Annotated in this window: 21 protein-coding genes; 11 read left to right on the top strand and 10 right to left on the bottom strand. The window is 49.8% G+C overall.

Annotated elements, in window-relative coordinates:
- Positions 1–3: 3 nt before the first annotated feature.
- The 3 genes from pgsA to OCC_RS11880 are packed head-to-tail and all read right to left on the bottom strand — an operon-like array spanning position 4 to position 2,703.
- Positions 4–564 carry an archaetidylinositol phosphate synthase gene (gene pgsA, locus OCC_RS11890; protein ID WP_004066960.1) on the bottom strand — a complete coding sequence of 187 codons (561 nt, stop codon included), beginning with the start codon at positions 562–564 and terminating at the stop codon, positions 4–6.
- On the bottom strand, positions 554–1,096 hold the full coding sequence (locus tag OCC_RS11885; protein WP_004066963.1) for a tRNA (cytidine(56)-2'-O)-methyltransferase: 543 nt from the start codon (positions 1,094–1,096) through the stop codon (positions 554–556). Before OCC_RS11885 ends, pgsA begins: the two co-directional genes overlap by 11 nt.
- The gene (locus tag OCC_RS11880; protein WP_004066965.1) at positions 1,093–2,703 is read right to left on the bottom strand and encodes a transglutaminase-like domain-containing protein; all 1,611 of its coding nucleotides are present in this window, start codon (positions 2,701–2,703) and stop codon (positions 1,093–1,095) included. The genes OCC_RS11885 and OCC_RS11880 overlap by 4 nt, the downstream gene beginning before the upstream one ends.
- Positions 2,704–2,758: 55 nt before the next feature.
- On the opposite strand from OCC_RS11880, the gene OCC_RS11875 reads away from it, so the two are divergent.
- From OCC_RS11875 to OCC_RS11845, 7 genes are all read left to right on the top strand, one after another.
- Entirely contained in the window at positions 2,759–3,535 is a 777-nt protein-coding gene (locus OCC_RS11875; RefSeq protein ID WP_004066967.1) for an SAM hydrolase/SAM-dependent halogenase family protein, read from the top strand.
- Positions 3,536–4,099, top strand: a complete 564-nt coding sequence (locus OCC_RS11870; protein WP_004066969.1) for a nicotinamide-nucleotide adenylyltransferase — start codon at positions 3,536–3,538, stop codon at positions 4,097–4,099.
- Between the two features lie 10 nt (positions 4,100–4,109).
- On the top strand, positions 4,110–4,577 hold the full coding sequence (locus OCC_RS11865) for a hypothetical protein (protein WP_004066970.1): 468 nt from the start codon (positions 4,110–4,112) through the stop codon (positions 4,575–4,577).
- Positions 4,578–4,641: 64 nt separating this feature from the next.
- On the top strand, positions 4,642–6,381 hold the full coding sequence (locus OCC_RS11860; RefSeq protein ID WP_048874646.1) for an ABC transporter ATP-binding protein: 1,740 nt from the start codon (positions 4,642–4,644) through the stop codon (positions 6,379–6,381).
- The gene (locus OCC_RS11855) at positions 6,371–8,107 is read left to right on the top strand and encodes an ABC transporter ATP-binding protein (RefSeq protein WP_004066973.1); all 1,737 of its coding nucleotides are present in this window, start codon (positions 6,371–6,373) and stop codon (positions 8,105–8,107) included. The genes OCC_RS11860 and OCC_RS11855 overlap by 11 nt, the downstream gene beginning before the upstream one ends.
- An 80-nt stretch (positions 8,108–8,187) precedes the next feature.
- Entirely contained in the window at positions 8,188–8,601 is a 414-nt protein-coding gene (locus OCC_RS11850; RefSeq protein WP_004066975.1) for a HEPN domain-containing protein, read from the top strand.
- Complete coding sequence (locus OCC_RS11845) at positions 8,576–8,944, top strand: nucleotidyltransferase domain-containing protein (RefSeq protein WP_004066977.1); 369 nt, start codon at positions 8,576–8,578, stop codon at positions 8,942–8,944. Before OCC_RS11850 ends, OCC_RS11845 begins: the two co-directional genes overlap by 26 nt.
- Positions 8,945–9,139: 195 nt before the next feature.
- On the opposite strand, the gene OCC_RS11840 is transcribed toward OCC_RS11845, so the two are convergent.
- The 3 genes from OCC_RS11840 to OCC_RS11830 are packed head-to-tail and all read right to left on the bottom strand — an operon-like array spanning position 9,140 to position 11,640.
- Positions 9,140–10,033 (bottom strand): hypothetical protein, encoded by an 894-nt coding sequence (locus OCC_RS11840; protein WP_004066979.1) that lies wholly within the window; start codon positions 10,031–10,033, stop codon positions 9,140–9,142.
- A 32-nt stretch (positions 10,034–10,065) separates the two neighbouring features.
- Positions 10,066–10,275: a hypothetical protein gene (locus OCC_RS11835; RefSeq protein ID WP_148290464.1), complete on the bottom strand. Its 210-nt coding sequence runs from the start codon at positions 10,273–10,275 to the stop codon at positions 10,066–10,068.
- Positions 10,276–10,278: 3 nt separating this feature from the next.
- On the bottom strand, positions 10,279–11,640 hold the full coding sequence (locus OCC_RS11830) for an ATP-binding protein (RefSeq protein WP_004066983.1): 1,362 nt from the start codon (positions 11,638–11,640) through the stop codon (positions 10,279–10,281).
- Between the two features lie 249 nt (positions 11,641–11,889).
- Between OCC_RS11830 and OCC_RS11825 the strand changes: the two genes are divergently transcribed.
- Positions 11,890–13,050 carry an ATP-binding protein gene (locus tag OCC_RS11825; RefSeq protein ID WP_048874726.1) on the top strand — a complete coding sequence of 387 codons (1,161 nt, stop codon included), beginning with the start codon at positions 11,890–11,892 and terminating at the stop codon, positions 13,048–13,050.
- A 133-nt stretch (positions 13,051–13,183) separates the two neighbouring features.
- On the top strand, positions 13,184–13,747 hold the full coding sequence (locus OCC_RS11820; protein ID WP_004066987.1) for a nitroreductase family protein: 564 nt from the start codon (positions 13,184–13,186) through the stop codon (positions 13,745–13,747).
- Here OCC_RS11820 and OCC_RS11815 read toward each other — a convergent pair.
- Complete coding sequence (locus OCC_RS11815; RefSeq protein ID WP_004066989.1) at positions 13,734–14,903, bottom strand: MFS transporter; 1,170 nt, start codon at positions 14,901–14,903, stop codon at positions 13,734–13,736. The two genes, OCC_RS11820 and OCC_RS11815, sit on opposite strands and share 14 nt — an antisense overlap.
- 187 nt (positions 14,904–15,090) lie before the next feature.
- Between OCC_RS11815 and OCC_RS11810 the strand changes: the two genes are divergently transcribed.
- Both OCC_RS11810 and OCC_RS11805 read left to right on the top strand, forming a co-directional pair.
- Positions 15,091–15,345 (top strand): ArsR/SmtB family transcription factor, encoded by a 255-nt coding sequence (locus OCC_RS11810; RefSeq protein WP_238565063.1) that lies wholly within the window; start codon positions 15,091–15,093, stop codon positions 15,343–15,345.
- A 54-nt stretch (positions 15,346–15,399) separates the two neighbouring features.
- A complete protein-coding gene (locus OCC_RS11805) occupies positions 15,400–15,690 on the top strand; it encodes a hypothetical protein (protein WP_004066993.1) in 291 nt (96 codons plus the stop codon).
- Between the two features lie 9 nt (positions 15,691–15,699).
- On the opposite strand, the gene OCC_RS11800 is transcribed toward OCC_RS11805, so the two are convergent.
- The 3 genes from OCC_RS11800 to OCC_RS11790 all read right to left on the bottom strand — a co-directional run bounded on the left by OCC_RS11800 (position 15,700) and on the right by OCC_RS11790 (position 17,428).
- Positions 15,700–16,524: a GNAT family N-acetyltransferase gene (locus OCC_RS11800; RefSeq protein WP_004066995.1), complete on the bottom strand. Its 825-nt coding sequence runs from the start codon at positions 16,522–16,524 to the stop codon at positions 15,700–15,702.
- Positions 16,525–16,629: 105 nt separating this feature from the next.
- Complete coding sequence (locus tag OCC_RS11795) at positions 16,630–17,259, bottom strand: hypothetical protein (protein WP_004066997.1); 630 nt, start codon at positions 17,257–17,259, stop codon at positions 16,630–16,632.
- Complete coding sequence (locus OCC_RS11790) at positions 17,249–17,428, bottom strand: hypothetical protein (RefSeq protein ID WP_023843740.1); 180 nt, start codon at positions 17,426–17,428, stop codon at positions 17,249–17,251. Before OCC_RS11790 ends, OCC_RS11795 begins: the two co-directional genes overlap by 11 nt.
- Between the last annotated feature and the right edge of the window lie 686 nt (positions 17,429–18,114).

The following is an 18,114-nucleotide window of genomic DNA, read 5'->3' as shown; positions in this document are numbered from 1 at the left end:
CTCTCAATCCAATCTTTTCTTCGCTTCCCACAATCTTTGGAATGCCGTTATCCATGCTAAAACTGCAACGGCATAAACACCAATATCGACCCTGTTGAAAAGGGCCGTTACAATTATTATGAGGAGCCGCTCTGCCCTCTCAGCTATTCCAATTGCGAGAGTACCGCTTCCAGCAAGTTCCGCCCTGCATCTCTCGTAACTAACCAAATATGAACCTATGAGCGCAATAACTGCAATCTCCCATTTTACTAACCCTCCATATGCGATTCCAAACAGCACTGCCCCATCGCTTATTCTATCGAAGGTTGAGTCTAAAAATGCTCCAAACCGTGAAGTTTTTTCTGTAAGCCGTGCCAAAGTTCCGTCAAGGGCATCTACAAGTGATCCAAAGAGCAGTACTAATGCGGCAATCCTCTGAGAGCCTTGAGCAAAGAAATACGCCCCTAAAAGAGATATCAACAGTCCAACAAATGTAAGCTGGTTGGGGGTAATGCCTATTTTAGCTAAAGGCTTTACTATAGCCTCTAAGTATCCCTTAACTTTTGAACGGTATCTATTCAACATCTCCCTGCTCCTCCAGAGATATTACCTTCTTCCCTTTTTCTTGTGGGATTATCTTAACCTTTGCGTTTTTGAATTCTTTTTTGAGTCCTTTTCCCTCAAGAAGTCTATCGAGAAACACCGCCAATGCTGCAACTTCGCTGTGGGGCTGATTCCCAACAGCCACGTTGTAGTGGGCAATCTCATAAACTTCCCTCGGGACTTTCTCAGCACCAACAACAATCAAGATGTCCTCATTCTTTGCTACTTCCCTTATCTTTGAGATAGCTTCATCAATGTGTATTCCATACATAGTTAAATGAACTATCTTTCCTTTCCACTCTCTCAAAATCTGCCTCCAGTGGGGGTTAAATTCAATCTCAAACGGCCCTCCCCAACGTTTTACAACGTCTGTAACGCTCTCATACACATGCTCATCCTTTTCGGCTGCTATTATAATTTTATCCGCTCCAAAAGCCCTCGCAGTTAGGGCTACATGGGTTGTTATTCTTTTGTCCCTTTCCGGCCTGTGTCCCAATCTGAGCACCACTATCATTTGTACACCTCCATCAGGATACCCCAGTACTCTCTAAAGTTTTCTGGCCATGGTTTGTCTTTATAAAATTTGTATAGTGCATCAACGTTTTTTGCGAGGTTCTTTGGGTCAGCCTTTTGAAAGACAAGGTTTAGTTCTCTTTCAGAGGCAGAAGCAAATAAGAAAAGGGTGAATATACGCTCGTTTTGATTCATGTTGATCAGCACCACTGATAGTTTTGGCTTTACCATAGGGTTAAGTCTTTCAGAGACGACCTTCTTTAAGGACTCTTCTATATTGGCCAAATACTTGGGGCTTACATCCACGTGCTCGTGCTTTTCTTCCTCTTCCGGTGCTTGAGCTACAAGATTGTAGAACCCATCCGTTACCATCTGATAGATCTTGGGGAAATGTGGGGTTGCTATGTATTCTTCTCTCGAGCCAAAGAATTCTCTCTTGAAGTCTACAACATACCATCTCCCCGCTGAATAAAACTCTGAAATTGCATTCTCCGTGCAGTCTTCCCCGTTATAAAGTGTTACAACCCTAGCCGGAATATTCAAAGATCTTAAAATCCCTGTGAAAAGAAGTGTGCCCTCTTCGTAGCTTATCTTATTCTGGGGAAGTATATTAGAGGGGTTTGTGGTCGTTGTGATGTCCCCAAAGGTGTATCTGCTTTTAATCATATCATAAACTGCCTTCGCAGCTTCAATCTCTGAGGTGGCGTTTTTCACAAGTGAAAGAGACTCATTCTTTAATAGTTCTCGGTTTATCCTGGATGTAGAATTGAATTTTTCTTTCCAAAATCCATCAACGAGGTAAGGTAGCCCTATCCAGTAGTACTCCTCACCATAAGCGACTCTTAAAATGTCGTCATCATAGTTCCACGGTCTCCAAAGAGTTTTGACAAATCTGTTTTTAAGCTCTCTCTTCTCCTCTCCATTTTCAGAGTAGATTACGGAGATAGTTATATATCCCTCTTCTGGCATGTAGGGGGCTTTGATCACATAAATCAGCCCATGTTCTTCTCCAGGAAGAATATTTGCTGGAACCTCTGGCTCTCTGACAATTTCCATGCCATCTAATAGATTCAGCGAGATTCCTTTAAGTGTTATGGGGGCGTTGCCAGTATTTTTCAGCGTTATCTCAACTCTAAATTCGCTACCCCCTTCAACTTTCTCTGGAGAAGCAACGCTTGCACTCAAAACCCCAAATAAAGGTATCTCGCTTTCTTTTTCCACGACGTTTATTATCAATTCTTTATAGAATCCACCCCACGTTCTCTGAAGTTCATCCACTACCTCTACGGATGCTTTGAGCATATATCTACCGGGATTTGAAGGAGCCTGGACTATCCATATAAGCTCTGCCCTCTCGCCTACTTTGAGAGGTGCCTGCAAAGAAGGGGCTTGAAGTATCCTAAAGTCTGGGTTGTTAAGATACAGGTTAACCCCAGTTATCGCGACTTTTCCAGTGTTGTTGACCTTAACTATTATATGAAAAATATCCCCCTCCTTAACGACGCTTTTGTCTAGGTTAATATCAACTTTTGCCGGTTCCTTAACTAAGCATCCAGAAGAGAAAATCAGAAGAATGAGCACGATTGGAATAAATTTTAAATACCTCATGCTTTCCCCCAAAGTTCTTTTAAAGATAAACCTTAATAATTTTTAGGTGGTGCCAGTGATAACTCTAACCACAGATTTTGGCGTCAAAGGGCCCTATGTGGGAGAAATGAAAGGTGCTATTTTGACAATAAATCCGGAAGCAAAAATAATTGACATTACTCACTCGATAACACGGCACAGCATTGTTGAGGGCTCTTTTGTTATGGAGCAGGTTGTAAAATATTTCCCCCCAAACACTATCCACGTAGGGGTTATTGATCCAGGGGTAGGCACCGAGAGGAGAGCAATCATAATAGAAGGCACCCAATTTTTAGTGCTCCCTGACAACGGCTTAGCAACGCTTCCCCTTAAGTGGATACAACCAAAAGCCGCATATGAAATAGACCTCAAAAAAATGGAGACGATCATTGGGAGGAAAATAAGCTCAACTTTCCACGGAAGAGATGTTTTTGGCCCTGCGGGAGCTCTGCTCAGTCTTGGGTATGAGCCTTCGAGGTTTGGAAAAGAAATTGACATAGAAAGCATAATCAAGCTTGATCTAGAGCCCAAAAAACAAGAAGATTGCTGGCTTTTGAAGGTTATCTATATCGATGACTTTGGAAACGTCATTCTAAACCTCGAGAACTATGAACGACCGAAATACGTCGAGATTCTGGGAAGAAAAATTCCCTATTTGGACACCTATGGCAAGGTAAAACCTGGGGAGTTGCTCTCTCTTCCAGGGAGTCATGATTATCTTGAGATAGCGGTTAATCAAGGTTCAGCTGCAGAGCTTTTGGGACTGAAGGTTGGGGATGAAGTGAAGGTAAAACTAATCTATGGGGAGGGATAGATGATGAGGGGTCTTTTCGTTGGTAGATTTCAGCCCGTACATAATGGACATTTAAAAGCCCTCGAATACGTTTTTAAGCAGGTTGATGAGGTTATAATTGGCATTGGGAGTGCTCAGGTTAGCCATACTTTGAAAAACCCATTTACAACAAGCGAAAGAATGGAGATGCTTATAAGGGCTTTAGACGAAAAAGGAATTCCGAGAGGAAAATACTTCCTCGTTGCCCTACCAGATATAAACTTCAACTCCATTTGGGCCCCGTATGTGGAAGCAATGGTGCCGAAGTTTGACGTAGTCTTTACCGGTAATTCCCTTGTCGCACAGCTTTTTAGAGAGAGGGGTTATAAAGTAGTAGTCCAGCCGATGTTCAGGAAGGATATACTCTCTGCTACAGAAATAAGGAGGAGAATGATTGAAGGCGAACCATGGGAGGATCTGGTGCCAAAGAGTGTGGCCGAGTTCATAAAGGAGATAAAGGGTGTCGAGAGGATAAGGATGCTTGCGACGGATCTTGAAAAGAATGAAAAAGAACTCCAGGCGCCTATAAGGATTCCTGAGTTTTGAGGCGAAGTGAATGAGGAGAAAGCCAGCTCTTATGGTGACATATTCCTTCTTTGTCTTTTTCATCGAAACATACCTCGGAATCGGCAACTGGAAAGTTGTCAGTTTCTACATGACTACTCGAAGAGTCGGACAGAACCCCTGTGTCGAGTTTTACTGTGTAACATCTACTTGGATTCTCGCCTTAGCCATTTTGATAGTTCCCTTGCTCATTGCTTACCTTATCCTTGGGCGTTATGGTTTGAAGGAGTTCGCAAAGAGCCATTTACTCTTCGGCCTTCTTCTCGTCCCTGTTGGCATCTGCAAGACGCTCTATGGTGGAGGCTTTGTGATGATGCTCATCTTCCTTTTCCTCGCAACTGCCCTCTTGTACTTTCTTCATCGCGATTACTACGAAAAACGCATTGACGAGCTCGCTTTAGTGGTTTTTACATGGTTTGTAACAACATCGGCACTGATGGTCAAGCCCTGGGCATGTTGAAAGCTTTATCAGATGGACATCTTAACCGACAAATATTTATAGTAGCGGACTCAATCTTTCCACCATGAGTGACTCAGTGCGGCAACTCAAAAGGCTCCTAGGCTACCTCAGAGACCACAAACTCCACTTCATAGGTGGTCTAGCCATAGTTCTCCTGATGTCGTACACCAACGGCGTTATTCCGGTTCTTATAAGGGAGGCCATAGATCAGGGTGTAACCACCGGCGAGTATAGGCTCGCCATCCGCTATGCTCTCCTCGTGCTTCTCGTTGCTATTCTCAACGGGGCCTTCAGCTTCAGCGGGAGGTACCTTTTGGTTAAAGCCGCTCAGCACGCCGTCTACCACCTCCGTATGGACGCCTTCAGGGCAATCCAGCGGCACAGGATGGAGTTCTTCGACAAGACTTATTCCGGCCAGCTCATAAGCAGGATAACCAACGACACGGAGAGGATAACGCGCTTTTTGTCGTTCCGCGTGAGAATGTTCGTCTATTCCATCTTCCTCATCCTCGTCTCGCTCTACTACATGGCCCGCATGAACAGGGCCCTCACAGGTGTTGCTCTCCTCACGATAGCCCTCGTGGTCGCTTTAAACACCACCTACGCGAAGAAAGTGAGGCCCATATACGACGAGGTGAGGCACCAGACGGGAGTTATAGCCTCGGTCTCGACGGGCAGCATAGCGGGAGTTAAGACGATAAAGGCCCTCTCCGTGGAGGAGGAAATCCAGGGGAGGTTCCAGGAGGAGAACGAGAAGCTATATTCCCTCAACGTCGAGGCCACCAAGATAACTGCCCTCTACGGCAACGCGCCATTCCTTGTAATGGGGATAGCTATGAGCGTCATGCTCTACTACGGCGGAAGGGCGATAATGGGCCAGAACCTTACCGTTGGTGAACTCACGGCCTTTCTAACGTACATGCTAACCATGACGTGGCCCCTTAGAGCTCTCGGCTTCACCATAGGCGACATCCAGAGGAGCCTTGCCGCCGCGTCAAGGCTCTTTGAGGTTATCGACTCTGCCCCTGAACACATCGACCCGCCTGACGCTGTCGAGCTCACCAACCCGCGCGGTGAGATCGAGTTCAAGGACGTTTACCTCACTTACCACACCGGAAAAACGGTGCTAAAGGGATTGAACCTGAAAATCAGGCCCGAGGAGAAAGTCCTCATAACCGGCCCGCCCGGAAGTGGGAAGAGCACCCTGTTAAAGCTCATAGCGCGCTTCTACGAGCCGGAAAAGGGGGAAGTCCTCATTGACGGCGTGGACGTGAGGAAGATAAAGACTTCTTGCCTGAGGAAGATAGTCGCCTACGTTCCCCAGGAGCCCTTCATCTTCAATAGGAGCATAAGGGAGAACATAGCGCTGGCGAAGCCCGACGCTAGCCTTGAGGAGATCATCAGAGCGGCCAAGATAGCGAAAATCCACGACTTCATCTCCTCGCTCCCCGATGGCTACGACACCGTTGTCGGTGAGAAGGGCGTAACCCTCTCCGGCGGCCAGAGGCAGAGGATAGCCCTGGCGAGGGCCCTTCTCCTCGAGCCGAAGATAATCCTCCTCGACGATCCAGTGTCAAACCTCGACGCGAAGACCGAGGAGAGCCTGATTGCTGATCTTAGGGACATCCTAAAGGGCAAAACTGCCGTTATCGTCTCCCAGCGCCTTTCAATGGTGAGGCTCGTGGACAGGGTCATAGTTATTGTTGATGGCAGGATTGTGGAGGACGGGAAGCCGGAGGAGCTGGCAGAGAAAGGAGGCCTCTTCAGCGAGATGCTGGGCAGGGGTGGGTGGAATGGCGGCTAACTCGTCCCTTGCGCTCCTAAAAAGGTTCATAGGTGAGGCCCTGTCCCATAAAAGAACCCTCGCGATAGTCGTTGCGAGCATAGTGGGCTCCGCCCTGGCCACGCTCGCTCCCCCGTACATCCTGAGGATAGCGATAGACCGCTACATTTTGGCGAACAATTATTCCGGCTTCTTAGCTGTGGCTCTCCTCTACCTTGCCTCCCTCGTGGCCCAGTGGTTCTTCGCCACGCTCCAGACGTTCTACATCGAGGTCTTTGGGCAGAAAGTCCTCCGCGACCTGAGGGCAAGGCTCCACGAGAAGGTGCTCCTCTCAAATTTAGACTTCTTCAAGGACAAATCGACCGGAGACCTCGTTTCGAGGATAGTTAACGACACCGGAATAGTGAACGACGTCCTTGTGTCGGGCCTCCTCGGCAGCCTGGGCAGTCTGCTCAGCCTCATAGGCATAATAATTGCCATGCTCCTCCTCGACGTGAAGCTGACGCTTGTGACTCTCACGAGCGTCCCGCTGATGGTCATCGTCGCTTACTACTTCGGCGGGAAGATGAGGAGGGCCTACAGGGAGACGAGGCAGAAGATAGCGAGGATTTCGAGCGTCGTGGAGGAGAGCGTGGCTGGAGTTGAGACCATAAGGGCCTTTGGAAGGGAGAGCGACGTCGAGAGGGAGTTCTCGAAGGTCTCAAGGGAGACCATAAAGGCCTATTTGAGGGTGGCCGTGTATATGGGCCTCTTCTGGCCGCTCATGAACATAACCAGCCTGCTCTCGGTCATAGTCGTGATTGCCTATGGGGGCTATTTAGCCTACCAGGGCGCGGTTAGCGTTGGCGTTGTCGTTGCATTCATCCAGTACGCCCAGCGCTTCCGCGGGCCGATAAACGAGGTCATAGGCCTCTACGACAGCCTGCAGTCGGCCCTAGCCGCGCTTGAGAGGATATACGAGGTTCTGGATGACGAGAACGTTGAGGACTACTCTGGAAGAGAAGTGGAGAGGCTGAAGGGCGAGATCAAGTTCGAAGACGTCTGGTTTGAGTACGAGAACGGCGTCCCCGTCCTCAAGGGGGTAAACCTCCACATACCCCCCGCCACGAAGGTGGCCGTTGTCGGGAAGACTGGAGCCGGAAAGACCACGATGGCGAACCTGATAATGCGCTTCTACGACCCGACGAGCGGTAAGCTTCGCTACGACGGAATCGACGGGCGGGAGATAAGCAGAAAGAGCCTGAGGAAGAGAATAGGCTATGTCCCGCAGGAGACCTACCTCTTCCCGGGAACGATAATGGAGAACATCCTTATGGCGAACCCGGAGGCGAGCGAGGAGGACGTGATAAGGGTCTGCAAGCAGCTTAGCGTCCACGAGTTCATAGAGAGGCTTCCGCAGGGCTACAACACCTCCGCGGGGGAGGCCGGAAAGCTCCTCTCCGTTGGGGAGAGGCAGCTCATATCCCTCGCGAGGGCCCTTCTAAAGGATCCTGACATAGTTATCCTCGACGAGGCGCTCTCAAGCGTTGACCCGAAGACCGAAAGGCTGGTGCAGGATGCCATGCTCAGGCTGATGGAGGGGAGGACTAGCATCATAATCGCCCACCGCCTCGGAATAACGCGCTTCGCCGATAAGGTCGTGGTGGTTGACGACGGGAGGATTGTAGAGGAAGGCTCTCCAGAGGAGCTGTTAGCGAAGAAGGGCTACTTTTACAGGCTCTACACATCGCAGATGGGTGAGGCGTGAGACTTTCCTCCCGCTTCTATCTTTAGCCTCGACATCGAAAGATATTAATTTCTGGTACTCAAACTAACTTCGGTGGGACGATGCACTACGAAGAAGTTGAGGTTCTCCTTCAGATGTCAGAGGACTACATGGAGCTTGCTAACTCTGCTTTTGAGGGGAAGAAGTACGACGCCGCGATTTTTCTGGCGGAGCAGGCGCTCCAGTTTTACCTCAAAGCCCTACTGATTAAATACGCTGACGTGAGGCTCAGAACCCACTCGGTGAGGGAGCTTCTAGCGGCCCTTGGGAAAGCCCTTGAATCGGAAGAGAAGGTAGCTGACTTCATAAGGTCGCACAGGAGCCTCCTAAGGGAGCTTGAGGATGCATACATAGGCACGAGGTACGAACCGCGGCGCTACTACCGCGAGGATGCAGAGGAGCTCATGGAGTTCGTGGGAGAAGTTATGGACTTCGTGGAGGGCTTAGCTAATGAGTTCGAGAGAAAAAACCCTTGAGGCAATGATCGAGCGCGGGAGGAAGAGGTACCTCATGATAAAGAACTACCGGCGCTACCTTCCTACGATAAAGAGAGCCTGTGAGGAGGTTTTTGGCGAGTGCGAGCTCTACGTATTTGGAAGCGTCTTAAGTGGTAAGTTCACCGCCGGGAGTGACGTTGACCTGCTGATAAAGGTTCAAAAAGTCCCAAAAAGCCTCCGAGAGAGGGCCGAACTTGAGGCGAGGATAGAGGAGCTCGCAGGTCTGCCCGATTATCACCCATTTGAGTTCCACATCGTTGATGAAGAGGGATTCGAGCGGTACAGGGAGCTTTTAAACGTTAGACTCGAGAGGGTTGGGTAACTTGGACGCTGTGCTGTCCTGGTGGCTGGCACATCACCCCCGAATCCGTTTGGTAATGTTGTCCGGGAGACTGCCAAGCGTGGGGGTCACTCCAAACAAAACAAAGGGAAGATAAACCAGGGGCCCCTGTCCAACAATAACCCGCTCCTCAACATTTCTACTCAATTTAAACGCCCCCACGCTTACCCGATGGTATCAAGAGCCAGCCCCGAGGAGCTTTTCGAGCTTGTCCTCCTTTTCCCGGGCTATCAGCTCGGCCGCGAGGGCATAGAGGCAGGCCCTAAGGAAGGCCTCCTCGTTAAGCTCTCCCTCGGCTATCTCCTCAACCTTTTCCCTGAGTTCTTCAGTGGCCTTGCTCCTCGCCTCTGGAGAACCTACGAGCTTAACGGCCTTCACGAGGGAGAGGACCTCCAACCTCACTCCCTCGGGGACTGTCTCCAAGATCCATTTGGGGACGTCCTTCTTCTGAACCTGGGTGAAGTTGGACTTAGCTCCAGCGGGCTCCAGTATTTTTGGATCGATGCCCTTCTTCTTGAGGAATTCGTACCAACGGTCGCCGTAGACTTCCTCTGGCTTTGAGAATCCGGGGAAGAGTTTATTTAGTTCGAGTATGGTGTCTCCCACTTTTTCGAGAAGATCCACCCCCAGAGTTTTTTCAGCGTATTCTATTGCTTTAAAACCCTCCGTTCGGTGCACTTCTGCAGATTCCGCTACCATGTGGTACATGCTCTCATCTACGCCTCTGAACATATCATGGAATCTTTTGCCATATTCCGCTGCGAGTTCGAAAGCTCTTCTCAGCTTTTGGCGCTCCTCAGATGTTAGCTTCCTACCTAGGATCCTCTCTATACTTTCTGTGGCTCGGTTTGCAAACTCTTCTTTGTGGTTCCTATAAAAGTCCTCGTATTTTGGGTAGTAAACTAGAATGTGCTGGTGATAATTTTCCAGCTTTGGGTTGTCTGGGCTAAATTCTTTTACGAATTCTCTGTCGTTTTCCTTTCCGAAACTCTGCAGTATATGTAGTGTCGTTTCGACGGGATCTTGTGTTCCGGTTACTCTCTTTATAATCTCTTTGCCAATTGCAACCAACGCGTCGTACCCCGCTGCGTCGTGGTGCCCTTCTACAACGTTTGCGTAGCGAATCTTTCCGACAAAGTGTGTGTGGACACATCTGTTCCTAATGCCTTTCCTAGGGCATTGTCAGCAAGTGGTGTAAGCCCAATATGTTTCTCGTACAGATATTCTTGCTCGATCTTTTTTTCTCTACCAAAAAGCCCTTTCTCGACAACATATCCTTTCTTTTTGCGGTGTGCAAGCAGCATTTTCTCCACCCCTTAAACTTTGGCCTCAAAAGAATTAAGCCTTTCGAAGTCCCTCAAATCCCAAACCTGCCAGCCCTCTTCTCTGAGCTCTCCCTTTCCCTCCACCCTCTTTGCCACAAGTCCGTAATACTTCTCCCATTCATCGAGACCCACGAGCTCGGCCTTCCTCTCTAAGTCCTTCAAAATCCCCCTCGCTTCCCTCCCCCTAAGATCTTTCCATTTCACCTCAACGAAGAGGGCCTTCTTTTCACGCTCGTTCAAAGCAACGAGGTCAATCTCCTCCCCCTTACGCCACCAGCGACCTATTTTGATAAAGCGGAGCGGGGGCTTTCCGGCTTTGTTCAGCTCGATGAGGAACTGCCTAGCGACCTTCTCAAACACCCGGCCGAGGTAGTGGGGGTAATCCTGCTTGATCTCAGCCACATCAAAAGTCCCCTCCTCGATGCGGGAGAGGTTCGGATAGATGAAGCGGAACCAGAAGGCGAGGAAGTTGTCGGCCAAATAGTAGCGCCCCCTCTTCGAGGTCGGCTTTTCCGTCACCGGAACCTCGCGGACGACGAGGTCAACGGCAATTAGGTTCCTGAGGTAGGGGGTTATGTCGGAGTGTTTCATCCCAGTGAAGTCCCTTATCTCCTTGGGGGTCGTCCTTCCGAGGGCTATCGCCTCAAGGATCCTCTTGTAGGTGCCTATTTCGCTGAACTCGTAGCGGAGAAGAAAGTCGACCTCGTCCCTGAAGAAGCTCACCGGATCGCTCAGTTCTTTCTCAAGCCACTCCCAAAAGGGCAGTTTAACGCGAGTGATGTAGAAGGGAATACCATCGGTAAGGCCATAAACTTCAACCAGCTCCTCCCAGCTCGCATCTGGGAAGAACTTTTTGAGGGCAAAGAAACTCATCGGCTTGAGCTTCATCGAGCCAGTTCTCCTGCCGTAGAGGGGGCTCTTGTAGCTGAGGACCTTTTCGGTCATCATTCCGACTGAAGAACCAAGGAGTACCAGCTTCGTTCTTGAATTCAAGAGGTCGAGATCGATCGCCCTCTGAAAAACCGAGAGGACTTTGGGATCTTCCTTTATCAGGTTCGGGAACTCATCTATGACGATGACCTTCCCTTTGAGCGCGTGGAGCGTTCCCTCCCAGTCCTCGCGGGAGTACCTGACTTCAGGAAAGACCCTCTCGGCGGTCTCGCGGAAGTGCCTGAGGTTGTCCCCCTCGACTGCGAGGTAGTAGACGTGGGGTAGGTCTTTGACTGCCTCAAGAACGAGCCTCGTCTTTCCGACCCTTCTCCGACCATAGATAACTATAAGCTCGAAGCCCTCTCCCTTGAGCTTCTCGCGGAGGGACTTCAGCTCCTCCCTCCTGTCCACGAAGGGCATCATTTGATAATCACCATTATCATAATGGCAGTTATCATAATTAAGGTTTTCGGATGTTAGGGTTTCAACTGTGTGAACGAAAGGGGGCTCAACGCTCCTTACGGAGCTTTTCTAGTCTGTCCTCCTTTTCCCGGGCTATGAGTTCAGCGGCACCGCGGCCCAATCCTTAAAACCCTTTTGAGTGCATGGGCGGGAAGAGTTTTGCACTCTCACTGCAAAAGTTTTATAAATACCTTTGCACTACAACTGCACATGCTTGAGGTCCAGAACCCCTGGTGGCTCGGCGAGCCAGACAAAAGCTGGGAGCTCTTTGAGAGCCTGCCCTACAGGGTGAGGCCGAACTGGCTTGAGGAGCTCTCGATGAAGCCCTTCTCCCTCAACTTCGTCGTCGGGCCGAGGAGGGTCGGAAAGACCCTCGGGATAAAGCTCCTCATCAGGGAGCTCGTGAAGGAGAACCCCTACCGCGTCTTCTACTTCAGCTGCGACGTCCTTGAGGACTACAAAGATCTCCTTGAGGTTCTCCGCGAGTACTTGAGGATGCGGAAGAGAAAGGGAGTTAAGGGCTCCTTCATCTTCCTCGACGAGGTCAGCCTCGTCCGCGACTGGTGGAGGGCACTGAAGTTCCTCATAGACAGCGGCGAGCTCCGGAACGACGTCATAACGGTTACCGGCTCAATATCGCTCTTCGTCGGCAGGCAGGTGGAGACCTTCGGCGGCAGGAGGGGGCACGGAAGGGACGTAACGGTGATGCCCCTCAGCTTCAGGGACTACTACAACCTCTTCTACGACGACTTCTTCCCCTCGAAGGGACAGGAGGTTTTTGAGGACTACCTCGAAACCGGCGGCTACCTTGCCCACCTCAACGGGACTCTGAGGGTGGAGGAGCTGGTTGGGCTCATCAAGGCAGATCTCAAAGCCCTTGAGCGCTCCACTGGTCTGGCAAGGGAAATAATGGGGGCCGTGATCGATAAAGCCCCTTCGCCAGTTTCCTTCAACTCCATAGCGAAGGCAGTAGGAGTTTCCCCCCACACAGCGAGGGACTACATAGAGCTCTTCGAGGCCCTACACCTGCTCCTCCAGATCCCCTACCTCGGCGGGGATGGAAAACTCTATCCAAGGAAGGAGAGGAAGTTCGCGCTCAGGGACCCCCTGATGGCGAGGGCCATGGAGCTTTGGACGCGCAGGGAAATTGAGAGGGATATACTTTACGAGTGGGTTGTCCAGGAGCACCTCTACCGCGCCTTCGGCGAGGTCTTCTACTATCGCAATTCCTACGAGGTAGATGCCATAGCCGATAGCCTAAAGGTCGAGGTGAAGTCTGGGGAGAGGGCCAAAACGGGAAGGTACCCAAAGGACGTCAGGGTGCTCTCTGGAAAGGAAGTTCCCCGGTTCCTCTATGAGCTGCCCTCCTAACTGCCTTACCGTGGGTTCGTTGAGTAAATGGGGGAGGAGGCATGGGAACAAGACTGTGGCAGGTGTGGGATGGGGTAGTGTTCTACGTCCAAACTTTTTTATCCCCGTCCTGCCAAGTTATGCCGGTGGTGCCATGCACGTCCTTGAGCTTGCGAAGCGCAGGAAGACCGTGAGGAAGTTTCTCCCGGATAAGCCGCCAAAGGAGGACATCCTGAAGGCCATAAAGGCGGCAAAGGAGGCCCCCTCCGGGATGAACGCCCAGCCCTGGAAGTTCGTCGTTGTTGATGACAACTGGCTCAAGGCCAAAATCCGTGAAGCCTGCGAGAGGGAAGAGGAGAAGTTCTACTCTCACACCAAGGGAGAGCTCATAGCCTGGCTGAACGCCAAGGGCTTTAAGCCGGAGAAGCCCTTCTTAAGTGAAGCTCCCTACCTAATCCTCGTCTTCGGACACACTAAAGCCCCATACTGGCTCCACTCCACTTGGATAGCCGTTGGGTACCTTCTCCTTGCGCTTGAGGAACTCGGCCTCGGGACGGTAACGTATACGCCCCCGAACCCAAAGCCCATCAAGGAGCTCCTCCGGGTGCCAAACGAGTGGAAGCTCCAGACGATACTCCCCGTTGGCTATCCAGCCGATCCAAAGCCAAAGTACGAGAGGAAAAAGCTTGAGGATGTCGTGAGCTTCAACGAGTTTTAGCCTTCTCTCCCACCATTAGGAGCATCGCCCCGGCCAGGGCGAAGAAGGTAAGACTCGCGCCGTAGGGCAGCGTGGGGCGAATGCTCGCCAGGGCTCCTGCCGCGATCGGCGTTACGAGGCCGAGGGCCCTGTTGTAGCTCGAAAGGGCCGCGTGGAACTCGGTGGTTTTTTCCTTCGGGATGAGCTTGAAGAGCCACGAGCGATAGAATGGGAACCACAGCGCGTTGCCGAAGTCTCCGATGGCGTAAACCGCCAATGCAAGCCAGAATGGCGGAGCCAAAGCCATCACGAAGGCGTAGAGGGCATTGAGGAACATCCCCAAAGCTATCACGTGGAAGCCCTTATTCTTTGGAACGCGCTCGCTGGCGTAGGTACCCGCTATCCTGAGAATGCTGCTCGCGACCGCTATCAGCGTTATCTCGAAGACCGTCTTTTTCAGCACGAAGACGACGTAGTTTATGAGGATGAACTCCGGTGCAAGCCCCCACGCGAGCGTTAAGAGCGTCTCAAACGCGATTAGACGCTTGAACTCACCCGCTTTGAACGTGAACCCTTCCGGGCTTATCCTCTCCTCCTTCCCGACGCTCGGGAGGAAGAGCCAGAGATAGGTAACCGTTACGACCGAGAAGAGGCCGAAGAAGAGAAAGGTCAGGCGGTAGTGCTCCGGCTTATTGTACACGTACCCGAGGAGGTAGCCCATTATCGGAAAGCTCACCAAGGTGGCTATCTCGGGCAATCTTAGATGCCAAGCGAATATCTCCTCGTACTTGTCCTCAGGATAAATTATCTGCTCGTAGGCCTGGTAGAGAGGATAGAGGAGAGTGGAGAGCTTGTCGATCACTTTTCCGCCGAAGAGCATCAGCGGCGCTGTCGCTCCCTTGGCGAGGCCGTACATGACGTAGGCTATCCCGTCGAGGATGTCTATCGCTATGAGGCCCTTCTTGATGTCCCAGCGGTTGAAGAGCCTGCCGAAGATGTAGGTGAGCGGGATCGAGGTGATGTTGACTATCGTGAAGAACGCTCCAACTTCGAGGACGGAGTAGCCCGTCATCATGAGGTAGAGTGGGAAGAGCGTCCAAGTTATTAGGCCTGGCGCTATGAGGGTGTGGTAGATCATGTAGGCCTTGGCTTCCCTGGGAATTTCACTCCAGCGCATAAAGAACCCTCACAGAGTTTTAAAGCGTCGTGCTTTGGGTGAAAAAACTTTAAATAATTTTCGGCAGGAGTAATGGGAGCATCCTTGAGGGAACTTAAATAGCAGGGTCTTGTACGTTTTTTCCTCATGGTGTATTCTCAAATCTTGAACGAATCACCGAAAAATTTATATGTAATCATTTTATTACATGTTATCAAGTGATAACATGGATGTGGAAGAACTGGCAAGAATACTCGATGGGCTGGGACATCCACTAAGGCTCAAAATTGTTGGGGTGCTTGCCAAAGAGAACAGACCAATGTATCTTAATGAGATAGCCATAGCACTTGGAATAAGCAGGGCTCTCGCAAAAATCCACTTAAAAAAGCTCGAAAAGGCGGGAATAGTTAAGAGCAGAGTCGTGATGGATGAAAAACGAGGAATGGCCCTTAGGTTTTTATGAACTTGTTCCGTTTGATGTTAGGATCTCTCCTGATATCCTGAAGGAGGTGGTCGGATGAGAACGAGAGATGTGATTATTTTAGCAAGTTGGTTAGCCGCAATAGTTCTGTCTACAGTAATAATCCTGAAAGGGGGCGCAAACTATTCAAACATAGGCATTGCAATAGTATTGTTCCTGATGGCGGCAGGTATCTCCTACTCCGTTGGCTACTCTTTGCATGACAGGGAAGAAATTAAAACGGCAAATGAAATCTCCCGGCTTGTTTCAAAGCTAGAAGGCATTGAAAAAAGGCTTGAAACTATAGAAGGGAAGGTAGAGAAGGTGGAAAGGTTTTTGGAGGAATAAAATCTTTTTTCAAAATTTTAACTCCTTCCTGAACACCAGCACATTGGGCTCCTTGCAGTTGTCCCAGACTTCAAAGCCAAGCTCTCTGAGGGGCTCAAGCAATTTCTTTCTCTCTTCAGGCACCATAATTTCAAGGTATTTTTGATTTGCTTTCAAGGCTTCTTGGGCCATGCAGGGGAGGAGTTGTTTTACATATGGCTTTGAAAGGTGAAACGGTACAAAGGCACTTTCGGAGTCTTTGGGCATCATGAACTTGGTTCCGCCGCATTCTTTGATAATAGCTTTTTCTTTAAGCCAGTCTAAAGCTTCCGGGACTTTATGAACGAACTTCCATCCTACTGGGATATACTCCTCGTATTCAAGCTCTTCTAAAGAGGCTATTGTGCTGTCGGATGGCTTTGAAGGTTTAATTTCTTCTACAGCTTTCCCCATAATGTAGTAGCGCTTCACAATCTTGAATCCATCCTTCTTTGCCATTGCTATGCTCTCCTTGTTGAGGAAGTAAGTCGAAAACTCCAAAGCATTTATGATGCTCTTTTCTGCAAGTTCCCTTCCTTTCTGTATCATGAAATTGTGAACTATTCTTCCAAAGCCCCTGCCCCTATAGTCAGGGTGTACTCTAAGCCCTTCAAGCCAACCAACCTTATCGGGTAAAAGAGTCAGCTTTGCCGTTCCGATTACTTTTCCCTCAAGCTCAAGAACATAGAGGTTTCCATCTTCTACCCAGCTATCAAAGACTCTTGCGAGGTAATCTTCACCTTCCCATGTTAGCTTTGCTATTTCTTCGATGAATGGTTTATCCTCGGGTTTGGCCTTGCGGATGATGGGTTCCATTGTGCTTCACCTTATTAGAAAGGTCGATATCTTGGAATTTATACTTTACTCGCCGAAGGAACCCACAAGGACAAAAAGCTCAGGAACTGTGGCATTTGGGAACCACTAAGCCTTAATACTCACTGGGCACTCTCCTTCTCCAAAATTGTACACTCTGCCTTCCCAGCTTCTGCTTCCATCGGTGTAGATTACTTTCACCCATCCCCTCTTGAGCCCTTCCCTGTGTTCGGCTATAACCTCTGAGCGGACAATCTTAATAATTTCGCTATTTCCAGGGGATACCAGGATCACTAGGGTGTTGTTCTCAAATTTTAAGTCCTGAAAGCTGTATCCTTCTGGAATACGGATTTCTGCAATCTCGCTTAAGTTGTAAGGGCTCACAATGTACTGCATTCCAACAATATCTCCCTTGTTATCAAAACTCATGATATAATCCCTGCAGGTTGGGTTCAGAGAGGCTCCATCTATAAGGATGGTTGCGTTCTCAAGATCAAGATTGCAGAAGAAGCAACGAACTTTGAAGGTTTCATGCTTCGTCTTGATTTCCTCGGAGCTATTTAGTGCATGGAACTTGAGGATTACTTGGCCGTCCTCCACGAGGTAGCCTTCGCTCACGAGTTCCCCTGGGTAGTATATGGTGACCTGGACTTCGGCGGTTTTCATTGCTCGGGAAAATACAAAAGCTCCAATAAGCAATAAAAAGAAAAATACAACAACAGCACGCCTAACTATCATATGCCACCACCATGTTCCCTAACTCACAGAATATTCCGTCAATTTCGCTGAAACCCGTTACTGTTGTCCCTTCCACACCACCAAAGAAAACTCCGACGATCCTTGTTGCGGTGGTGTAATACGGTTTTACGAATACCGGTGCACCGCTATCTCTCTTTTTCCACTCCATGCCTACAACCTCTGAAGTGTCCTTTAATCTGACCTCCTCCCCGCCGTGAACGACGAGGGTTCGGCTTTAACCCCTTGCCAATGGCGGAGAGGTTTACGGGCGACTCATTCCCTACTCCCGTTGCCGGTTTCGGTTCAGCCCGAGGGGACGGTCTCGCCCCCGTTACCCCTATCCCCAAAGGGGACTTGGGGTTATGGTTTCAGAGGCTAAACCTTTGGTTTTTGGCCGCTCGAAGGCGGTTTTTGAAGACGCCTCACAACGTCAACCACTCCAAGGCGGAGTGGTAACGTAAAACCTTGTCTCATCGGGTTTTTTGAGTGGCCTCTCCGAGGCCTTATTAAAAAGCCAAGACATTTAAGGGTTTCGTCTTCCCAAGGGCTGGTTTTTCAATCACTGCATCCCCACCCTAAAGGGCGAAGCTTTCAAAAGAAAAAAGTAATTTCTCCTTTCAGACTTGGAATCCTTTTGCCCCTTTCTTAGAGGTGGCAATAATGTACAAGCACCTCTTTATTTCCGGATCACCGCTACGTAGCTTTTAACGACTCCTCTTAAACGATTGAAAAGCCTTATACAAAGCTATCCCCAACAAGGACCCAATGTAGAAAAGGACGGTAACAACTACCCCACCTGAACTCTCATCGTAGTAGGCTGGACTCAGAATCCTCGCGATTATGGACTGGGCAAAT

The sequence above is a fragment of the Thermococcus litoralis DSM 5473 genome (assembly GCF_000246985.2).
GTDB lineage: Archaea > Methanobacteriota_B > Thermococci > Thermococcales > Thermococcaceae > Thermococcus_A > Thermococcus_A litoralis.
This window is presented reverse-complemented; position numbering and strand designations above follow the sequence as displayed.

Coding starts and splice junctions, on each gene's coding strand:
- OCC_RS11795 (WP_004066997.1), bottom strand. CDS start 17,259: ATGATAGTTAGGCGTGCTGTTGTTGTATTTTTCTTTTTATTGCTTATT.
- OCC_RS11805 (WP_004066993.1), top strand. CDS start 15,400: ATGAGAACGAGAGATGTGATTATTTTAGCAAGTTGGTTAGCCGCAATA.
- OCC_RS11865 (WP_004066970.1), top strand. CDS start 4,110: ATGAGGAGAAAGCCAGCTCTTATGGTGACATATTCCTTCTTTGTCTTT.
- OCC_RS11800 (WP_004066995.1), bottom strand. CDS start 16,524: ATGGAACCCATCATCCGCAAGGCCAAACCCGAGGATAAACCATTCATC.
- OCC_RS11870 (WP_004066969.1), top strand. CDS start 3,536: ATGATGAGGGGTCTTTTCGTTGGTAGATTTCAGCCCGTACATAATGGA.
- OCC_RS11860 (WP_048874646.1), top strand. CDS start 4,642: ATGAGTGACTCAGTGCGGCAACTCAAAAGGCTCCTAGGCTACCTCAGA.
- OCC_RS11820 (WP_004066987.1), top strand. CDS start 13,184: ATGCACGTCCTTGAGCTTGCGAAGCGCAGGAAGACCGTGAGGAAGTTT.
- pgsA (WP_004066960.1), bottom strand. CDS start 564: ATGTTGAATAGATACCGTTCAAAAGTTAAGGGATACTTAGAGGCTATA.
- OCC_RS11815 (WP_004066989.1), bottom strand. CDS start 14,903: ATGCGCTGGAGTGAAATTCCCAGGGAAGCCAAGGCCTACATGATCTAC.
- OCC_RS11880 (WP_004066965.1), bottom strand. CDS start 2,703: ATGAGGTATTTAAAATTTATTCCAATCGTGCTCATTCTTCTGATTTTC.
- OCC_RS11850 (WP_004066975.1), top strand. CDS start 8,188: ATGCACTACGAAGAAGTTGAGGTTCTCCTTCAGATGTCAGAGGACTAC.
- OCC_RS11885 (WP_004066963.1), bottom strand. CDS start 1,096: ATGATAGTGGTGCTCAGATTGGGACACAGGCCGGAAAGGGACAAAAGA.
- OCC_RS11810 (WP_238565063.1), top strand. CDS start 15,091: ATGTTATCAAGTGATAACATGGATGTGGAAGAACTGGCAAGAATACTC.
- OCC_RS11830 (WP_004066983.1), bottom strand. CDS start 11,640: ATGATGCCCTTCGTGGACAGGAGGGAGGAGCTGAAGTCCCTCCGCGAG.
- OCC_RS11855 (WP_004066973.1), top strand. CDS start 6,371: ATGGCGGCTAACTCGTCCCTTGCGCTCCTAAAAAGGTTCATAGGTGAG.
- OCC_RS11845 (WP_004066977.1), top strand. CDS start 8,576: ATGAGTTCGAGAGAAAAAACCCTTGAGGCAATGATCGAGCGCGGGAGG.
- OCC_RS11790 (WP_023843740.1), bottom strand. CDS start 17,428: ATGGAGTGGAAAAAGAGAGATAGCGGTGCACCGGTATTCGTAAAACCG.
- OCC_RS11825 (WP_048874726.1), top strand. CDS start 11,890: ATGCTTGAGGTCCAGAACCCCTGGTGGCTCGGCGAGCCAGACAAAAGC.